General features: G+C 66.2%; 8 protein-coding genes. 4 read left to right on the forward strand and 4 right to left on the reverse strand.

Annotated elements, in window-relative coordinates; translation table 11 throughout:
- Positions 1–164: 164 nt before the first annotated feature.
- On the reverse strand, positions 165–932 hold the full coding sequence (locus ACFQVD_RS08255) for a putative dsRNA-binding protein (protein WP_343966281.1): 768 nt from the start codon (positions 930–932) through the stop codon (positions 165–167).
- Positions 933–1,285: 353 nt separating this feature from the next.
- On the opposite strand from ACFQVD_RS08255, the gene ACFQVD_RS08260 reads away from it, so the two are divergent.
- The 3 genes from ACFQVD_RS08260 (at position 1,286) to ACFQVD_RS08270 (ending at position 6,000) form a co-directional block, all read left to right on the forward strand.
- Complete coding sequence (locus ACFQVD_RS08260) at positions 1,286–1,798, forward strand: hypothetical protein (RefSeq protein WP_343966283.1); 513 nt, start codon at positions 1,286–1,288, stop codon at positions 1,796–1,798.
- A gap of 21 nt (positions 1,799–1,819) precedes the next feature.
- Positions 1,820–5,257 (forward strand): MobF family relaxase, encoded by a 3,438-nt coding sequence (mobF, locus tag ACFQVD_RS08265; protein ID WP_343966285.1) that lies wholly within the window; start codon positions 1,820–1,822, stop codon positions 5,255–5,257.
- A 590-nt stretch (positions 5,258–5,847) separates the two neighbouring features.
- A complete protein-coding gene (locus ACFQVD_RS08270) occupies positions 5,848–6,000 on the forward strand; it encodes a hypothetical protein (protein ID WP_343966287.1) in 153 nt (50 codons plus the stop codon).
- A gap of 1,014 nt (positions 6,001–7,014) precedes the next feature.
- Here ACFQVD_RS08270 and ACFQVD_RS08275 read toward each other — a convergent pair.
- Together ACFQVD_RS08275 and ACFQVD_RS08280 are read right to left on the reverse strand one after the other, a co-directional pair.
- Complete coding sequence (locus ACFQVD_RS08275; RefSeq protein WP_343966289.1) at positions 7,015–7,350, reverse strand: hypothetical protein; 336 nt, start codon at positions 7,348–7,350, stop codon at positions 7,015–7,017.
- A 695-nt stretch (positions 7,351–8,045) separates the two neighbouring features.
- Positions 8,046–15,950, reverse strand: coding sequence for a LamG-like jellyroll fold domain-containing protein (locus ACFQVD_RS08280; RefSeq protein WP_343966291.1), 7,905 nt, complete (start codon positions 15,948–15,950; stop codon positions 8,046–8,048).
- Positions 15,951–16,442: 492 nt separating this feature from the next.
- Here ACFQVD_RS08280 and ACFQVD_RS08285 point away from each other — a divergent pair, with 492 nt between their 5' ends.
- The gene (locus ACFQVD_RS08285) at positions 16,443–17,525 is read left to right on the forward strand and encodes a tyrosine-type recombinase/integrase (protein ID WP_386270764.1); all 1,083 of its coding nucleotides are present in this window, start codon (positions 16,443–16,445) and stop codon (positions 17,523–17,525) included.
- Between the two features lie 156 nt (positions 17,526–17,681).
- Here ACFQVD_RS08285 and ACFQVD_RS08290 read toward each other — a convergent pair whose 3' ends face one another.
- Positions 17,682–18,593 carry a nucleoside triphosphate pyrophosphohydrolase family protein gene (locus tag ACFQVD_RS08290; RefSeq protein ID WP_343966298.1) on the reverse strand — a complete coding sequence of 304 codons (912 nt, stop codon included), beginning with the start codon at positions 18,591–18,593 and terminating at the stop codon, positions 17,682–17,684.
- Positions 18,594–18,677 lie beyond the last annotated feature (84 nt).

Here is an 18,677-nt window from a genome sequence, read left to right on the forward strand (position 1 = left end):
AGGCGGCCGGGGACGACGTTCTCCGACCGTTAGATGAACGCCCGCACCGAACGCGGCCCTCAACCCCTACCGCCAAAACCCAGTCCGAGCCGAACGCGAGCAGCTACGCCGCCAGCTCGACGACGATGAGTTCTGACCACGACCCGCGCCCGCTGCCGGCACCGTCACAGTGCGTCGAGGCGGGCCAGTAGTGCGGCCGCGGCCGCCGCCCGGGCAGCCGCCTTACTCGCTCCGCTCCCCTGGCCACGGACCGGCGTGCCGGTGGCGAGCAGGCGAGTGGCGGCGGCCGCGGTGAAGTCCGGCGCATGCGAGGGGCCGGTCGAGTTCACCGTCCAGGTGACCGCCTCGATACGACCCCGCTGGGTCTGCTCGTTCAGCACACTCACTGGATGACGCTCGCCCGGATCCGTTCCGCTCGACGGTCCCGATGCCCCTGTCGCCGTCGTCTTCGTCTTCGCCGTCACCGGCGCGGACAGGGACGGGGCCGGGCTGATCTGGATGCCGGCTTCCTTCAGCCACGTCTTCAGGGTGAAGGTCTCCACCTTCAGGTTCTCGGCGGCCTGGCGGATCGTCAGCCCGCCTGAGAGCAACGTCTGGGCGATCTCGATGATGCGGGCGCGTTCGCGGCGCCGGTCTTCCTCGGTGGGCAGATCCATCCGGGCCGCGTGCTCGGCGGCGCCGGCCTCCAGCATCTCCCCCGCGCGTACCAGGCAGGCGACGCTGCAATACAGGCCCAGCCGGATGTGACGGCCTTTACCACCGGGCGCGCGCTCGAGTAAATACCAGCCCGCCGGCACCCACAGGCCGCGCTCGGCGCGCTGGCAGACGCGGCAGAAGAACGACCGCTCGACTTCCTGGTAGCCGGCCCAGGTGGCGGCCAGGCCGCCCCAGCGCCGTGACGCCGGAACCGGATGCTGCTCGTCGGTGCTCACGGCAGCCCAGCCTGCCAGAGCGGCCGCACGGCCGAGGGCAGGAGAGGCGACGAGCAGCACGGCCGAAGCGGCCACCCCCGACGCCCACCATGACAACAACCATGACAACAATGAATCGCCAAGATCATAAATTCATCACTAAACGATCAATCAAATGACATCACAGCAGTACAACCCATAGACACCATATGAACCATTTGTCAGACTCATCACTACAAAACAAAGATCACAGAAAAAGATCTTGGACGCAGGTATCTCCCGATACGGAGGCCTTCGGCCCGACACCCGGCGCTGAGCTTGGCGGATGTGAGGGGGTAGGCGACGGTGGCGTGGGTGACCGTGCTGGGCCCTCCATGACGCAGGTCGACTACCGCCTGCAAGAGGGCGCCGGATGCCGATCCAAGCCTCACATCGAGGCCTCCGCCGAGCCCTCCGTCGAGCACCGGGGCGACGCGCAGCTGGCCTACCGGCTGGCCGATGAGCGCGGCTTGATGTGGATCGGCGAGGGCCTGCGCGACGTCGGCATCGTCCCGGGCAGCACGCTGAGGCCCGCAGACCACGAGGCCGCACGAGCCATCATGGACGGCGTCGACCCGCGAAGCGGTGAGATCCTCGTTGCGGCGAAGAAGGCCGTCGATCCGCGCGCCATGCTCGCCGGCGTGCCATTGCTGCAGGCGTTGGAGAAGAGCGCGCACGACCACGGACTGCGCAATGTGGGGGCGTTGCTGGTCGACAACGCCAAGATGGCCAAACGCGCGGCCCGGCTGGAGCGCGGCGTGCAGCGCAAGGGCGAGGCGTATGTGCTGGCGTACGAGGACGCGCGTAAACTCGCGAAGGCGGCCGGCCTGGATCTCGCCGCCATCTAAGACGCCGAGCAGCTGGCCGAGGTGCGGCGCTGGCGCGAGGTGCGGGTGCGCGTCGGCAACCGCGGATACGACCTCACCTTGGACGTCAGCAAAAGTGTCAGCCTGCTGCACGCTCTGTCGGGCCCCGAGGTCGGTGTGGCGGTCGAGACGGTGTTCGCCGACAGTGTCGTCGAGACCATTGCCGCGGTGCAGGAGTGGGTCGCCTACGGCCAACGTGGTCACCAGGGCGATGACGAGCTCGCCGAGCGCATCGCCTCCAGCGGCCTGCTGGGCTGGGTCATGTGGCACCAAACCGCGCGCCCGGTCGACGGTCAGGCGCCGGATCCCCATCTGCACGCTCACGTGTTGATCGCCAATATGGTGCGCGGTGTGGATAGGAGGTGGTCGGCGGTGGCCGCCGGCGGCCGGGACCTGTTTCGCCACGCACACGCTGCTGATGCGTTCCTCAAAGCGCGCCTGCGACGGCGGCTGACCGAGACATTCGGGGTGCGCTGGGAGCGTGACGCGCACACCGGGGCGTGGGAAATCGTCGGCGTCGATGAGAGGCTGCGCGGCAGGTTCTCCAAGCGCGACACTCAGGTGAAGGCGTTGCTGGCCGAGCGCGGCATCGCCTATGAGGAGGCTCACCAGCACGCCCGCCGGGTGGCCAGCGCGACCAGCCGCCAGCCCAAGCACGATGCTGTCGCGGCCGGGGATCTGTCGGCGAACTGGCATGCCCAATGCGCCGCCGACGGCGTCGACGCCGCCGCGGTGATGGTGGGATGTCTGCACCCGGGCGAAGGCCTTCCCCAGCGTCCCAGCGCACAACAGATCGCCGCGTGGATCTGGCGCGCCGATGGCGGCCTGACCTCCCATACCAAGGTCGTCACCCGCGCCGATGTGTTCGCCGCGGTGGCCGATGCCTGCCCCGATGGCATCGCCGACCGCGCCGATGCCGAGGCGCTGACGGATGCGGTGCTGGCCTGCGAGCCGGCCGTGCGCCTGCCCGATGTCGGAGCGCAGCACTTGGTCAACTCCGCCCGCTACACCTCCACCGACATCCTGCGGGCCGAACGGCAGGTGCTGCGCCTCACCCGTCAGCGCTACGACGAAGGCGCCGCCGTCCTGGACACCGCGGCGGTCGCGCTGTCGCGGGAGGCCTTCGAGGTCGCCTACGACCTCACCTTCTCCACCGCCCAGCGCGCCGCCCTGCACCGCCTGCTGGCCGACGGGCACGGCGTCGAGGCGCTGATCGGGGTCCCTGGGGCGGGCAAAACCATGCTGATGGCCGCCGCCCGTGCGGGGTGGGAGAGTCGCGGCCTGGTGGTGGCCGGCGCCGCGACCGCCGCCGTGGCGGCCGCGAACCTGACCGCTGAATCCGGCATCGGCGCGCACACCATCGCCACCTGGATCCACCACATCACCGACCCGGAGGGGAGCGGTCTGGACGGCGTCGACGTCCTGGTCATCGACGAGGCCGCGATGGTCGACGACCGCGACCTGGCTGCCCTGCTGGGCGAAGCGCGGCGCACCGGCACGAAGGTGGTGGCGATCGGGGATCCGTTGCAGCTGCGCGCGATCGGCGTCGGCGGTACCTTCGCCGCGATCCACCGACAAACGGGCGGCCTGGTCTTGGAGGAGAACCGGCGCCAGCGCGACCCGATCGAACGCCAAGCGCTGGTGCAGTGGCGTGGCGGGGACCGGGCCGAGGCGTTGCTCACCTGGAGTCGCGGCGGCGGGGTACACGCCGGACGCGATGCGACCGACACCCTGGGCGCGCTGCTGGCCGACTGGGCCACCTTGCGCACCGGCTATCGCGACGACGTGCACGACGAGCTCGCCGCCGTACTGGTGCTGGCCGGAACGAACGCTGAAGCAGAACGTCTCAACGCTGCCGCCCGCGCGATCCGCCGCGAGAACGGGGAGCTGTCGGGCCCGGAGGTGCTGTATCGGCTGCCGGGCGGGCGCACCGTGGCGCTCGCGGTCGGCGACCACGTCCGGGTGCGGGCCAACGACTACCGCTCCCGCCGCAGCCGGGGGCGGCGCGCGGACGTCCTCAACGGCTACCGCGGCATCATCACCGAGATCCACCCCGACCGCTCGGTCAGCGTGCAGTGGCGCCGACTCGGCGCCGATGGCCCGGCCCTGGTCGTCGAACGAGTGAGTCCGGCCTACATCGCCGCCGGCGGCCTGAGCCATGGGACCGCGATGACGGTGGCCGCCGCCCAAGGCCTGACCAGCCAGCACACCCTCATCTACGGCATGGGACTGGACCCGCACACCCTGTACGCGGCGATGAGCCGCGACCGCATCAGCGTCCACCTGTACCTGCCGCGCAACGTGCTGGAGTCCGACGCAGACCGCGCCCAGCACGGCGAGCCGCGCAACCCGGCTGAGGAACTGCACCGCGCTCTGGACGCCTACGCCGCGACCCTGCAGGGTGATCGCGCTGATCGGCTCCTCACTCCCGAGCCCGAGCCGATCGCCGCGGTGCGGGCCCGCGAACTGGAGGCCATCGAAGCCGAGGCGGCCCGGGTGGTGGCCGCCCGTGTGGCGCTGAACGAGGTCACTCGCCTCGACCGCCCGCATGGCCTGCTCAGTGACGAGGATCTGCAGGTCCGCATCGCCAGCATGAGTGCGAAGGTGGCCGGTCTGGCCGAGCAGGTCGCCGCCGAGGAACGGCGCGAGCGGGTCCAGGCCGAGCAGGTGGCCGCTATCCGCATCCAGGTGCGCGGCGAGCTTGTCGACGAGCGCGACCGCCTCACCCTGGCACTACGCGACCTGGAGCACGCCGGGCAGCGCCACCACAATGCCCACGACGCGCGGCGCGCAGCCCAGCGTCAGGTGACCTGGCTGGAGGCGCGGCTGGTGGAGGCGCAGCGCGGGATGCGCGGCTGGCTGCCCAGCCGCGAACGCTCCCGCCTCCAGGAGCAGCTGCTGCAGGCGAGACAACAGCTGGAGTACGCCGCTCGCGGCGTCGAGGTCGGCGGCCGGGCCGAGCAGGTCGCGCTCCGCACCGCGCTGAGCATCTCCCCCTCCTGCGCAAACGCGACCGACCTGCAACAGCGGCTGCGGATTCTGACCGGCTCGACCTCGTTCACCATCACGGCCAAGAGGGAGATCGCCGCCCGCGTGGAACAGGCCATGCCTGGCTTCGCCGACCGGCGACGCGTCCAGGCCGCCCGCTTGTCCTTCGCCGGGCGTGGTTCCGACTTGACCAATCAGCATCGTCACGCCAGCGGGATCCTGACTGCGCTGATGGCCGAGTGCGCCTACCGCGACCAGCTCGCCCCGGCGCTACAACACGGCCAGGAGCAGGCCCGTCGTGATCCGGCCGCGCCCGTGCTGGCCAAGGCCCGCCGCGAGCAGGTCGAGCAGGATCAGGCGCAGCAGCGTCCGGTGAAGCCGGGCCCTGCCTACCGGCCGCCGAGTTCTCCACGGAGCTCGCCCAGCAGTCGCCGCCGGGGACACGGCCTTTGAGGGGTCTCGCCCCTCGCTTTTCAGGATGGCCGATGCTTGCCGCCGGTCAAGTCCGCTCCCTCGCTGCGCTCGGTCGACGGACTGGACAGTCGACTGCGCCATCGGCCCGCAGGCTCCGAGGGGGACGAGCCAAAAAGTGGCGATTTCGTATTGAACTTCCGGCTTTTCCCGAATCGGCCAGGGTGACGCTAAAGGTTGCCCCGGCGATAACGTGTCAAGGCGACACGCCGAGTTATATGGCCTGATCAGCGACTTCGTGTGGCAAGGTCGTTTCAACTTGCGTTCATACTCCGACCCTCCTACCGTGAGGACCACAACATCTGGTACTCGCGCGGCGCGCGATACCCACATGTTGTGTTTGTTTGCTTTGGCATGCGAGTGATCGCTGGCCAAAAGCAGGCAGACGATAGGAGGGGCCCGAGACCGTCTTCAGCGGTTTCGAGCCCCTCAAGAGGCACCACCGGACCGTCACCGAGTCCAAGCGCTAAGTACCTGCTTCGTTTCCTCCAGCAGAGTATCTAGCGGGCGTACACGGTGCAATCCAAGTCCGGTGGGCGTGAACCATGTCCATCAAAGGCTAGGAGAGCAACATGAACGTCAACCCGCAGCAGTGTGTCGCGTCCCTCGCGATCCCCGAGAGCTGGGGAGTGCATCTCCGCAACGGGGCGATCACGATCCTGGTGATCATCCTCATCGTGTCCGGTGTCGATGCGGCGAACCTGCCGTTCCTTGGGCGCCTCTAACCACTGCGAGAAGCCGCCCCAGGTAGATCGGTTCCTTTAGACCTAAAGAAACCGATCTACCTGGGCTCTAGCGCTTAACGGAGTGGGCTGGTGGCCGCTGACGCTCTTACCGCAGGTGGCCAAGACGGCTGAGGAGATAACCGCCCGGCTGGCCGCTGATGCTGGCCTTTCGCCGTCAGCACCATCAAGAGCGCACCGTGGCCGTCGCCTGGGGGCTGAACATCACGGGCCACCATGTGCATCATGTCCGCCTGCCACAGTGCTTTGCTGAAGAAGGTCTCACTGATCGCAGACAGCGGTAGGTGCCTTCACCATGGATCTGCGATCTGACCATCGGCCTCGGGGGTTGAGCAGCAACCGAACCGTCAGTGGCGGTAGCGAACCGTTCGGAAAATACTGTCGTCAATTCCGGCCCCAAACCGGCCGTCCGGCGTCATATTTCGTCCGTCAATGTCCGATTTTCCGGAAGGTTCGCGGCGCTGGTTGAGTGCCTGTCGGGAAATCGTCTATTGCCGACACCCAACCCACCAGCGGCGACCCGCATCCGAACCGTCAGTGGCGGTAACGCGCGCTTCGAGGACTCGCTAACGCCACTGACGGTTCGGTTGCTGCTCAACCCCCGACACCGTGCCGCGGTTCGACACCCCACACGTCGACTCTCACAAACGGGTTGTCTGCCGCCGATGCCCTTGGCCAGCCCATGCAGGTTGTTCTTCACACGCTCACAGGGCCTCTGACCTGCACCGTGCCTCTTTGGTGCTTATCTTGTCTGCCCCCAGTTGGGTCGGTGCGCTGAGCCAGACGGTGGCTGTCGGTCGCGTCCACTCCCTGGGGCAGGGGTGTGGCTGTCGCGGCCTGAAGTATGGCCGCCGGCTCCGCGGCCCTCAAGGCCACGGCCTTCGCTGCGCTCGACCCGTGGCCTTGACCGCCGCAATCGCCGACAGCCTTCAAGGGCCACTACGACGACCACGCGAAAGATTGCCTCCCCGGTCGAGGGTCAGCGGGAAGGCCGCTTCAGTGCTTCAGGCCGAACTGCCTGCGGATCAGGCCCCGGATCGACGAAGACGGCGAGAAGGGCGAACAATGCCGCAGGTCAGGGAAATCGATCCATGCCACGGACAACTTCTGGATCTTGCTCGTGTCACGCGGCGAGGGCCCACAGCCCGGTGTCCGGTGTCCGGTGTACTGATCACTAGGTGCCATGACGAGGAATTCGCAGAGGCTGCAGGCGGCCATCCACTCGCCGTCAACATCCGGATCACACTCCGGATCTTCGCATAAGCCTGCTTCTCCGTCCGCGCAGTTGAGCTCCCACATGAGCGTGACGAGGTGTTCCTCCTCGTGACTCACTCCAGGATGCGGCTCTGAGAGGGGCCGCGGCATGGCAGCAGCTTACGAAGTAGCTTTCCGATCTGCGTTGTAAAATTCGGCGCTTCGCATAGCCCGCGCGATGCTACTGCGGGAGGTCGACGAGCTCTCCTGCCCCCAGGGCATTGGTGTCGGCCGGATCGCCATCAGGTCGATCAGGTAAATCGATGGCTACGTTTTTTTGGGCGGGAAGTTCCCAGGGACTAGAATAGACCAGACATCGCCAACTTCAGAGCTAAGTTTCCCGTCGGTCGTCAAGCCCCTAGTCGTTACGACTTCCACGCCAGATTGAGACACAAGGAATCGAGTAAAATCAGGCGAGGTTTGGTCAGGTGCTTCAGATAAGTAAAATCCAAGCGTGCCTACTTCCCTTTTAAGACTAGAGAGCTTAACGCAAGGAGAGAACTCTCCAAACTCCTGGATTAGCACTGAAGGAACAGAGTCACTAGCACCCTCTAGAAGCCGATGTACTTGAATGCTGATAGCTCCACATGTCCAGTCGGGGTCTCGAAAGAATGTGAACTCCAAGAGCCCGTAATCGCGACGAAACACACCTCGCTGGCGATCATCAAGAAAGTCTGCTCCAAATCGTTCCTCTACTTCGGCTGGTGTTGAGCTCAGTTGAACCCCGAATACCACGCCGGAAGTTGCCGCTTTCGCATAGAAATCCAGATCCTTCACTTCATCTTCTCCAATGCCTTGATAAGGAAGTGCATCTCCGACGCGCGGTTCTTGTTCATGCCCAACTCTCCACTATTCATGCGGGCCATTACGTCCCTCGCATTATGAATTAGATTTGCGCGCAGTTGGGGGTTGGATTTAATTGCATCGAGAGCTTGCTGGAGTTCTGCATTGCTGGGCGATCCGCTTCGCAACCTGATGCCTTCCACACCAACTCCCCCTTTCCCGTCGGGGAAGACTCTCACCTCATTCTTCCCGATGTGGATGTGGGCACCCTTTGTAGCCCAGTCTTGGAAGGCAACAGAAACTCTAATGCAGGGAGGAGCGTTGTGAACGAGGACGTCGGAGGTTCCAACGGCTACATGATAGGTATGCAGGCCGTCCACCGTCAGGTTGTGGACACGTTGATCAGCAACCGTCCATCGAGTGATATTGGTGACTTGGATGTAAGATCCTGTACCTGTACGTAGCCACTGTCCCTGTCGGAGTTCCCCAGCTGCTCGCCATTCTCGCAGTTCGGGCACCCAGAACGGGTGGTTGTCGGTGGCTATGACCGCACCGGTCTGATCGCCCTTGGCCCCGTCGGTGTCAACGGTGACCTGAACCAGATCCTTGACGCCCTTGCTCGTAATCAAGGCGATAACGTGTCTGGCCTCCGTCTCGCCAGTTTCGGGATCGGCAGCCAGAACTCTATCCCCAACGCTTACTTCTTCGATCGGCTTGAGGGAGCCGTCGGCCATGAGCACCTTAGTGCCGGGGAGGAAACTACTGCATGCCTTGGCCACACCGCTAATAGCATCTCCGATCTTTCCGAAGGCTTTCCCGACTTTAGCGACCTTAGCGACCGCCCCGACAGGAGGGGCTACAAAGTTGGCGGCGAAAAGTGCGCATGCTGCTATATCGCCGTTGTAGCAGTCGGTTGCGTCTCCGAGAAAGAAATAAAGAACCTCGTTAACGGGGCCCATTATAGGTGTTACGAATTCGGCCACTGCATCCAGGAATGCTACCCCTGTAGTCACCTTCAATTTACTTACGTCGACTCCGAGGACGCCTGCCAGAGTCGTACAGCTTTCTACGCCTATGAAGCCCTTGGTCTGGGTGCATCCTTTATTGAATTCATTCAATAGGACGACTTGCCTTGCGGCCTCGCGCCAAGCGTCACATTTACTCTTTGAGAGCTGTGCGTTGCATTTTCCCCACGAATCGCCAGCGCCGGACATGGGAGTACTTGACGCTGCCAGCATCATCGGTGGAGGGTTCAACGCCATCCAAAGGCCGGCTATGTCTTCGTCGCTCCAGTCCGAGCTATACATCTGCTCTACGTTGTAGAGAATCAGGAAGTCCCTTTGCGCAGCCGGATCCGCGCTCCAGAAGGAGTCTTCGATGTCCTTGGGCATTGGCCTGCCATTGGGGAGGAGTCCCCATTTCTTGGCTTCTTCGTCCGTTAATTGCGGGAACAACGCGAAGACTCCGAAGCGCTCTTCCCACCACATCCGCTCTTCATAACTGGTTCCAGTGAACACGCAGGCACACGGCTGATCGGGCCACGCGTTGTACGGCTTTCCCGGAACAACTTTTATCGGGTTGAAGTCCCAGCTTGAGGAGGGGCGGGGGTCCCAGTAGTTGCTCATGTCGTAGGACTGCCAGTTGGAGCTACCGGTTGTGCCGGTGATAGAGCTCGCGTTGTTGATCTGGATGGAGTTGTGTCCGGTGGGGTCGGTGTTGGTAAGGGGGTTGGCGTTGGCGTAGGTGTAGCGGTTGGCCTGGACCGACGGGTCGGGGGGGAGGGTGGCGGTGTCGCGGGAGGCGAAGGTGCCGGTGCCGGGCTGGTACCAGCGGGCGAGCATGTTGACCTTGCCGGTATCGGGATCGGTGTACTCGCCCTGGTAGCCGAGGCTGCGCTGGGTGCCGGAGCGGTGGGTGACCTGCCCGAAGGGGTCGTAGGCGACCGAGTCGACCAAGGCGGTGCCGGAGAAGGTCCCCACCACGTCACCGCGCAGGTCGTTCATCGTGGCGAGCGCGGGGCCTGCGCCCTCCTGCAGGCTGAGCAGCCCGCCAAAGGGGTCACGACCGTATTTGGCCAAGGTGGTGTTGGCGCCGTCGGCGACGGTGACGAGGTCGTTGCTCAGCCCGGAGTAGGTGAAGCGCTGCTGGCTGCTGCCCGCGGTGCGGGAAGTCATCCGGTCCAGGGCGTCGTAGCCGTAGGTGGCCTCTCCGTCGGAGACGAGCCGGTCGAAGGCGTCGAAGACCAGGTTTCGGGTGGTTCCGCCGGTGGTTTCGGTGGCGGTGGTGCCGCGCGGGGTGTAGGTGTAGTCGACTCCGGCGCCGGAGGTCAGCCGGTTGCGCTGGTCGTAGACGAAGGTCTCACTTCCGGCCTTGGTGCGGTTGCCGGAGGCGTCCCATTCATAGGCGGTGACGGCGCCGCCGGGCGCGGTCCATGAGGTCAGGCGTCCGGCGCGGTCGTAGCCGTAGGTGTTGACCCCGGCTCCGGCGGTGCCGGTGGTGGTCTTGGTGGTGAGGTTGTCGTCCTTGTCCCACCCGTAGACGATCTTCGACAGTTCGGTGCCGGAGCTGTTCTTCAGCGTCTGGGAGGTGGGGCGATCGACGGCGTCGTAGACGTAGCTCTGGGTGTTGACAGGGCTGGTGGAGGTCTTGCTGGTGAGGCGGTCGGCGTTGTCGTAGCCGTAGGTCCAGGTGCGGCCGGTCACCGGGTCGCTCGCGCTCTTGAGCCGGTCGGCGTCATCCCAGGTGTAGTTCGCCGTCCCGGCCGGGTCGACGCGCTGGGTGGGGTTGCCTACGGCGTCGTAGGTGTAGGCGGCGACCTGGTTGGTGGCCTTGGAGACCTTGGTCAGCAGGCTGCGGTCGTTGTATTCCAGGGTGTAGTCACCGATCGCGGTGATGCGGCCCGCGGCGTCGTAGGTGACGGTGCGCCCGGAGGTGGTCACCGATGCCCCGGTGCCGGTCTCCTCAACCATCCGGTCCAGGTGGTCGAAGGTCCGGTCGATACGTACCCCGCCCGGCTGCAGGGTGGCCACTGCGTTGCCGGAGGCGTCGTAGACGCTGCTCCAGGTCCGATCAGCCGCGTTCGGGTGGGCGGTGGTGGATGGTTCGATGACCGACTCGACCAAGCCGAGACTGTTGTAAGTGGTCCAGGTCGCGTTGCCACGGCCGTCGGTGGTGCGGGTACGCGCTCCGGTGGCGTCGTAGCCGAACGTCGAGGTGATCGACGCCGTAGCGGAGACCGGCTCTATCAGCGAGGTCAGCCGACCTGCGGCGTCGAAGGTGCGCTGGGTGGCGTGCCCTTCGCCGGAGGTGGTGCTGGTGAGGTTGCCGGCCGGGTCGTAGCCGAAGCCGACCGTGCGCACGATGCTTCCGGTGCTGGTCAGGTCCTTGGCCGCGGTCATGCGGCCGGCCAGGTCGTAGGTGGCCTCGGTGGCGTTGCCCAGGGCGTCGGTCACCTTCGTCTGGCGGCCCAGCAGGTCGTAGGCGAGGGTGGAGGTGTGGTTGAGCGGGTCTTTCACCTCGGCGACCTGTCCGGCGGCGTTGACCGTGTAGGTGGTGGTCTTGTTGCCCGGCGCGACGCTCTTGGTGAGGTTGCCCGCGGTGTCGTAGGTCAGGGCGGTGGTGTGCGCCGTGGTAGTGGGGGTGCGCTCGATCTGCGTGCTGGTGATTGTGCGGCCCAGATCGTCGTAGGTAGCCTCGGCGCGCGCCCCGGTGGGATCGATCATTGCGAGCTGCTCACCGAGCAGGTTGTACTCCGACACCCAGACGCCGCCCGGCCCCGAAGGGCCGGGGTCGGTGACCTTGACCGGGCGGCCCAGCGCGTCGTAGATGGTGGAGGTGACATGGTTACGCGGGTCGGTGACCGTGATCTGCCGCCCGGCCGCGTCGTAGCCGAAGCTGACCGCAGGGGTGATCGCGCTGCCGCCTGGTGGAGTGTAGGACGGGGCGGTGGTTGAGGTCAGGCGCCCGGCCTTGTCGAAGGTGGAGGTGGTGGTGCGTCCTTCGGCATCGACGATGTGGGTCTGCAGTCCGGCGCTGTTGTAGCCGTACCTGACTGTGGGCTGGCCGGTGGAGGTGGCTCCGTTCTTTTCGATGCTCACCTGTGGTGATGTGGTCTCCACCAGCTGGCCGGTGAGGTCGTAGCGCATGGTGGCGGTGAAATCGGCGGGCGTGGCGCCGGAGGCGTTGCCGCGCGGGTCGACGGTCGCGGTCGGCAGGCCGCGGTCGTCGTAGACGATGGTGGAGACCAGATCGTCGGTGCCGTTCTCCACCGTCTGGCGGGTCACCAGGCTCAACGCGTTGTAGGCATAAGAGGTGGACTCGGTGCGGGTGGTACCCGCGGCGGTGAAGGTCTTCTTGGTGACGTTGCCCGCCGCGTCGTATTCAAAGGCGGTCTTGCGCTTGAGGACGGCCGGGTCCAGCGTGGTGGAGGTGACGCGGCTGGCGGCGTCGTAGACGTAGTCGACAGTGGTTTTGCCGCCGCCGGTGATCTGCTGGGTGAGGTTACCGGCCGGGTCGTACTCGCTGGACTGCAACACAACATCGACCGGAGTAGCGGAGCCGTTGAGCCGCGCATCGTCGCCGATGGTCTTGGCCAGGCGGTTGTCCGTCCAGTAGGTGTAGGCGCGTTTGCGGCCCATCGCGTCGATCTGACCGGCCAGTCGGCCGCCAGGGTCGTAGGAGGAGGAGCTCAGCACCACATCCTGGGCGGGCTGCGGGCTGACCGGGCTGCCGGTCCAGTTCTTCAACGTCTTGGAGACCGGTTCTCCGCGCTTGGTATAGGCGAACGTGATAACCGTGCCCGCCGGGTTGGTCATCGATGTCTGAGCGCCTGTGACGTCCCATGTCGAGGCGGTCACTCCGCCCTCGGGGCCGGTGACGGTCGCTACCCGCCCCAGAGAGTCGTAGGTGTAGGTGGTGGTGCGCGCCGCGTCGCCGCCGGTCAGGTCGGTCACGGTGGTGGTGAGCGGATTGCCGTCGACGTCATAGGTCACCGTGGTCCTGGCGGTGTGGGTGACGTCGGTGACCTCGTTTCTCACCCCGGGCTCGGTGCGGGTGAGCAGTCGGCCCAGGCCGTTGTAGGTGAACGCCGTGCTGACCCCGCCGGGTTGAGCCTGAGAGATCTGGGTGCTAGAGGTCATCCGGCCGACCGCGTCGTAGGTGAACGTGGTTTTCAGCCCTGATGGGCTGGTCTGCTCGGCCAGGTCACCGGAGGCGGTGTAGCGGTAGGTCGTTTCGTTGCCCTTGGGGTCCTTGGCCGACTTCAGCAGTCCGGCAGGGGTGGTGCCGCCGCCGATCGCGGGCTCGGTGCCGTCGGTGTAGGTGGAGATCACCGACCGGCCCGTGGGAAAGTCCGAGGTGGCCGGCGTGGTCGCCTTTGCCACTTCGCCGTGGGTGGTGTACTCGGTGATGGTGGCGTAGGTGGTGTCGGTCTCAGAAGCCGAACGCCCATCACGGTATACGGTCATCTGGTCGTTACGCGGATCGAAGGCGTTACCGGCGTTGAGGTGGTAGGTCCAGCGTTCGATCGCGCATTCGCCCGGGGCGCGGCAGTACTTGCGGGCGATGAGGTTGTCGCGCTCGTCGAAGTAGACGTCGTTGACGATGTTGTTACGGTCAATCAGTTTTGCCAGGGCCCCGGACAGGTTGTACTCGTACCACGAAGTGTGCCCCAATTGGTCGGTGGCGCCGATGATGCGGTAGCCGCGCCAGGCGTCGTAGAGGTACTTCAGCTCCTCGTTGCGCGGGTCGATGACGGTGACGCGGGCGGCGCCGCTTTGCGGGTCGTAGGTCTGCGCGCCGATCTGCCAGGTGCCGCCGTTACGGTCGACGTGGGTTTTGAGGCGGTCGGTGGCCGCGTCGTAGCTGTTGGCCGCCCACACCCGGCCCGAAGGCAGCGCGATGCCGGTGAGCTTGTGCGCCGCCTCGGCCTTGGCGGCGTGGTGGGCGGCGACCTCGGCCGCGGTCAGCGGCTTGTCATACAGGGCGACCTCGTCAATAAGGCCCTTGAACGCGAACGCCGCCCGCGGTGAAGGCACCGCCGGGGAAGTGGCCGGGTCGGCCACCCCGTTGCCGATCGTGGCGCTGTTGCGCCAGGTGTTCACCGCCGCGGTCAGCGTGCCGACCTGTACCCCGTCCAGGAACAGTGTCTGATTCTGGCCCGAGACGGTCAGTACGACGTGGTGCCAGGCGTTGTCGTTGACCACACCGGCCGAGGTGATCGGCGCGGCGACCGCGGCCAGCGAGCCGCGCAGTTTGCCGTCGGTGCCGACATACAGCATCGGCCCCCACGGAATCCCGGACGTTTCCTGGGTGCCGGCGGCCATCAGCACCCCGGACTGGGCGGTTTTGAACCACATCTCCACCGAGATCTGATCGCCCAGGTGCGGCACCGTGTGCGCGGGCAGTTTCACCGCCGATCCGGTGGTGAACTCCACCGCGGTGTCGGTGCTGCCGGCCGGCGCACCGGGCTTGGCATAGGCCACCGACTGGTAGGTGGCATCGGCCGCGCCCGCGCCCTGGTCGGTGGCCACCGTCCCGGAGGCCTCGCCCAGCCGCCAGTAGGCGTACGGGTCGGAATCCAGCACCCGGCTGCGGTACTGCGACCCGGCGCCGTAGGTGTAATGGGTGCAGTTGGGGGCGGCCACCGGCGCGCACACCCCGGTCAACCGGCCGGTGTCATAGTGGTAGGTCCACGTCAGCGGCGCACCGTCCACCGGGTCGCTGGAGACGGAGGTGACGTGATCACCGGTCCAGGTGAAGGTCAGCGACCGGCCCCCGGTGGCGGTCACCGTGGCCAGCTTCCCACCCGTGCCGTAGGCCAGCGCCTGGCCGCGGCCCCGTGAATCGGTGATCTGGGTCAACCGGCCCTGGGCGTCGAAGGCGTAGGTGGTGGCCGATTTGTCCATCAGCCGCCAGGTATCGCCGCTCTCCTCAGCCAGAGTGGCGTGCATACCCGGCGGCGGCTGGAACACCCCCGCCCCGGTGCCCATGAACCGCACCTGCCGACCGTCAGGGTAGGTCACCAGCGCCGAGACGACCGCGCCCCGTATCTCCTTGACGACCTTCATGTCCCAGCGGGTCGACCAGCCCGCCCCAAAGATGCCATCGGTACGCGGGTCCATGCTGTTGTAGGAGCGCGTCACCGACAGCGGCGGCCCCACGGTCGGAATCGATAAATCGGTCGCGGCGGTGATGTAGTTACCGCTCTGCTGGTGAAACTCCTGACCGCCGCCTCCGGAGGTGGACAACTGGGAGGTGACCACCGGCTGGCGCACCCCGGTGACGAACGTGTGCACCGGCGAGACGGTGGTCAGGGAGTTGGTGGTGTCGGTGATGGTCACGGTCCACCAGTACTGCTTGGCCCACGCCAGTTTCGCCGCCGGAACCTTCCAGGTGCTCACCCCGGCCGCCAGAGTGCCTGAGGAGGTACACCCCGTCCCGGTCATCGTCTCCTTGTCGCAGATCCTGAACGCATACCGCAATGTCCCGCCCAGCGGGCTGCGCCCTTGGGCCCGCAACGTGGGCGTCAGCGAATCCATCAACATTCCGCTGCGCGGGAAAGCGTTCAGCAGCAACGGCTCATCCGCCAGCAACGCGGCCCGCTGTTGCGCCGGCGCGGCCGGCGTCTTCGACAACGGCCCGGTTTGCGTGTCCGCCTCCCGCTGATCGACAAACCGTTCCTCGATGGGAACCGCGTTTTCGGGAGGTTCGATGTCTGAGCGCCATGCCCCGTCAACCACCGCCGCCGACATCTCCGTGGTCGCCTGGCTGCCGACCAAGGGCGGAAAACCAGCTGCCGACCCGGTCAACTGCCGGGGCGTCACCAAAGGCGCCACCAAGGCCGAGGCCACCGAGTCAGCGGCCGCGAGGGCGGGCAATGCGGGAATCTGCAGCAATCCCGGAACGACGGCGAGTAACGCCAAACGGGCCCAGCGGGCTGAGTGCGACCATGACACATTCCGGCGCATACGCCGTCACCCTCCGAACAAGTCAGCGCGAGGCCCGAACGCGCTCGCGTTACCCCAGCCCGTCAAAAATCCGGACACGGCCGGGGTCAACGGTTCGGAGTGCAACAGATATGAGTAAACGATCAGAAATTACCCATAGATCATCCAACCTCGCAAGATCTACATAAGGAACAAATAAAGAACATGTTGGTTAGGTTTCATTCGAGAGCTTGCCGTATGCGTACGCGATAAATCACTGTGGGTGATGAATTGTGAGGTCTGTGATCTGACGCAGAAGGGGATGCGTCGACTCTCCACATACTCCCCGGATAAGTGACATTATCCGGGGAGCTCCGATATGATCTCCCCGGATAACATCCAGCCGGGCCCGGAGCTAACGCCGGAAAAACTCCCCGGATAAGAAGGAGGAGGGTCCGGAGGATGACCGCGAGCGTCAACGGCAAGATCAACAGGAGTGGTGGGACCGAAACCGGCAACCAGATTGACAACTCGGTTGACGACCGGATGGGCGACCCGATCGGCGGTCGGGTCGACAACCACATTGACCACCGGAGCGGCGGCGGGGGCAATGTGGTAGCGATCCGGCCCGGCCTTGACCCGGGATCGGTGACCGCCGCCGCGGAGGTGACACTGGCCGCGTTCGGCACGCATCTCGACCGGTGCGCACTGGCCGCCAACACGGTGACCGCCTACCGGCGCCAAGCATTCGCCTACCGCGACTGGCTGCTCGCGCACGCGGCCGAGCACGCGGACGCGTTCGTCGACCTGGTCGGCGCCGAAGCCGCGGTCACCGCCTGGCGCCGCCACCTGCTGGCCGCGGGTGCGTCGCCGGCGACGGTGAACCAGGCCTTGGCGGCGGTGACGTTGCTGTATGAACACGGGCCCGCGCTGCGCCTGGCGGTCAAACGCGCCCGGGTCCCCAAGCCCGGCGCCCCCGACGCGTTGTCGCGGGCGCAGGAGAACGCGGTACGCCGCGCCGCCGACCGGCGCGGCCCCCGCGACGCTGCCCTCATCGCCCTCCTGCTCGGCGCCGGCGCCCGCGCCGAGGAATGCCAGCGCCTGTGCGTCGGCGATGTGCCGATCACCGCGCGCAGCGGCACCGCCCGCCTGCACGGCAAAGGCGACGAGGTCCGCACCGTCCCCCTCCCGGTCCCGGCCCGCGAACGCCTCACCGCCTGGCTGCTCGCCCGGACCGAACTGCTGGCGATGCGGCCCGCGCTGGCGGACGCGGTCGGGGATGGGATGTGGGCCGGCCAGCGCGGGAGGTTGTCGGTCGACGGCGTCACCGACGTCGTGCGCGCCGTCGGCAAGGACGCCGGCCTGCCCGGGCTGAGGCCGCACCGGTTGCGCCACACCTACGCCACCCGGCTGCGCGAGGCCGGCGCCGACCATGCTCAGATCCAAGCCTTGCTCGGCCACGCCTCCATCGAGACCACCGCCCGCTATTTTCGCGCCTCTGCCACCGAGGTCGCCGAGCTGGTCGACCGCGCCCTCGACTACTAACCAAAGACCGATGTAAGCGGTCGCGGTGGCCTGCTGATGGTGCTGCCGATCATCGGGGCCGTGCGCGATGGCTTCCGACTTGTTGAATGAGGCTATCGGCCTGATGACCGCCCGGCTGTGTCGCGGTGGAGGCTGCCTAGCTTTGTCTTGGGCAAGCTACTCGACGGTTAGTGTCTGCTGGTTTAGGTCGAGGTGGAGGGTCCCTCGTCCGTTCGCGCGAAGCTGTCGCCAAGCGGCGTATCCGGTCATGATTGCCTGTTCCCAGTCGGCGGCGCGCAGGATGCTCACTTCGAGGTGGGAGGTCATGGTGGCGATGGTCTTGAGGAACTCGTGGTCGATGTGGTGCACGTTCTCGAAGTAGCCGTGGCGGGCGGCGTAGGCGAACACGAGCGCGGAGATGCCTTCTTCGATGGCGATAGCGCGGCCGCCGTCTTCGGCTTCGTCGATTCTGGGGTCGCTCTTGCGTTTACAGCCCAGCAGGAAGCGCGTGACGGGGGACCAGCCCAGGACGGCTGCGTGGGCCAGGTGGAAGACATCGTGAAAGCGGTAGTCGTCGTCGATGTGGGAGGAGTCGGTGAGGGGGTCTCCGCACGGCCTGCCGTCGTGGGTCAGTACCGCGACGCTGCGGCCGTCGCGATCGCGCTGCTGCAGGGTGAACGTGAGAGTGGCTTGTCGCGGGAGTTGTTCGGCCTGGGGGAAGGTGGCGTCGAAGAAGATGCGGTCAGCCGTGGGGGTGGTAAGCCACCAGTCGTTGATCTTTACGAGGCTCGCGGCGGCGACGTCTTCCAGGTCGAGGTCGAAGCGGTGCGCGAGGGCCGCGACGTACCACAGGACGTCGCCGAGTTCCTCGCGTAAGAGGTGCTTACCGGAGGCCATGCCTGGCCCATCGCGCAGGTGCTTTTTGTAGGCGGTGGCCAGGGACCCGACCTCGCCGGTCAGGCCGAGCAGGGGGACTGTCACGGGGTCAGCGTCGGGGGCGGCGGGCTGAAGGGTCTTGATCGCCGCCTGCTGGTAACGGTTGAAGTGCATCACGCCTCCTGTTGGAAAATCCGGCACGATCGTCGGCATCACCGACGTTGTCGTATAGTAGAACAGTGATGCCGGAGAATCCGACGAACGGGAGAGACTCCTGAAAACGCTTGAGCCGTCCCT

This window comes from Streptosporangium amethystogenes subsp. fukuiense (assembly GCF_042665875.1).
In the GTDB taxonomy this organism is placed as follows: domain Bacteria; phylum Actinomycetota; class Actinomycetes; order Streptosporangiales; family Streptosporangiaceae; genus Streptosporangium; species Streptosporangium fukuiense.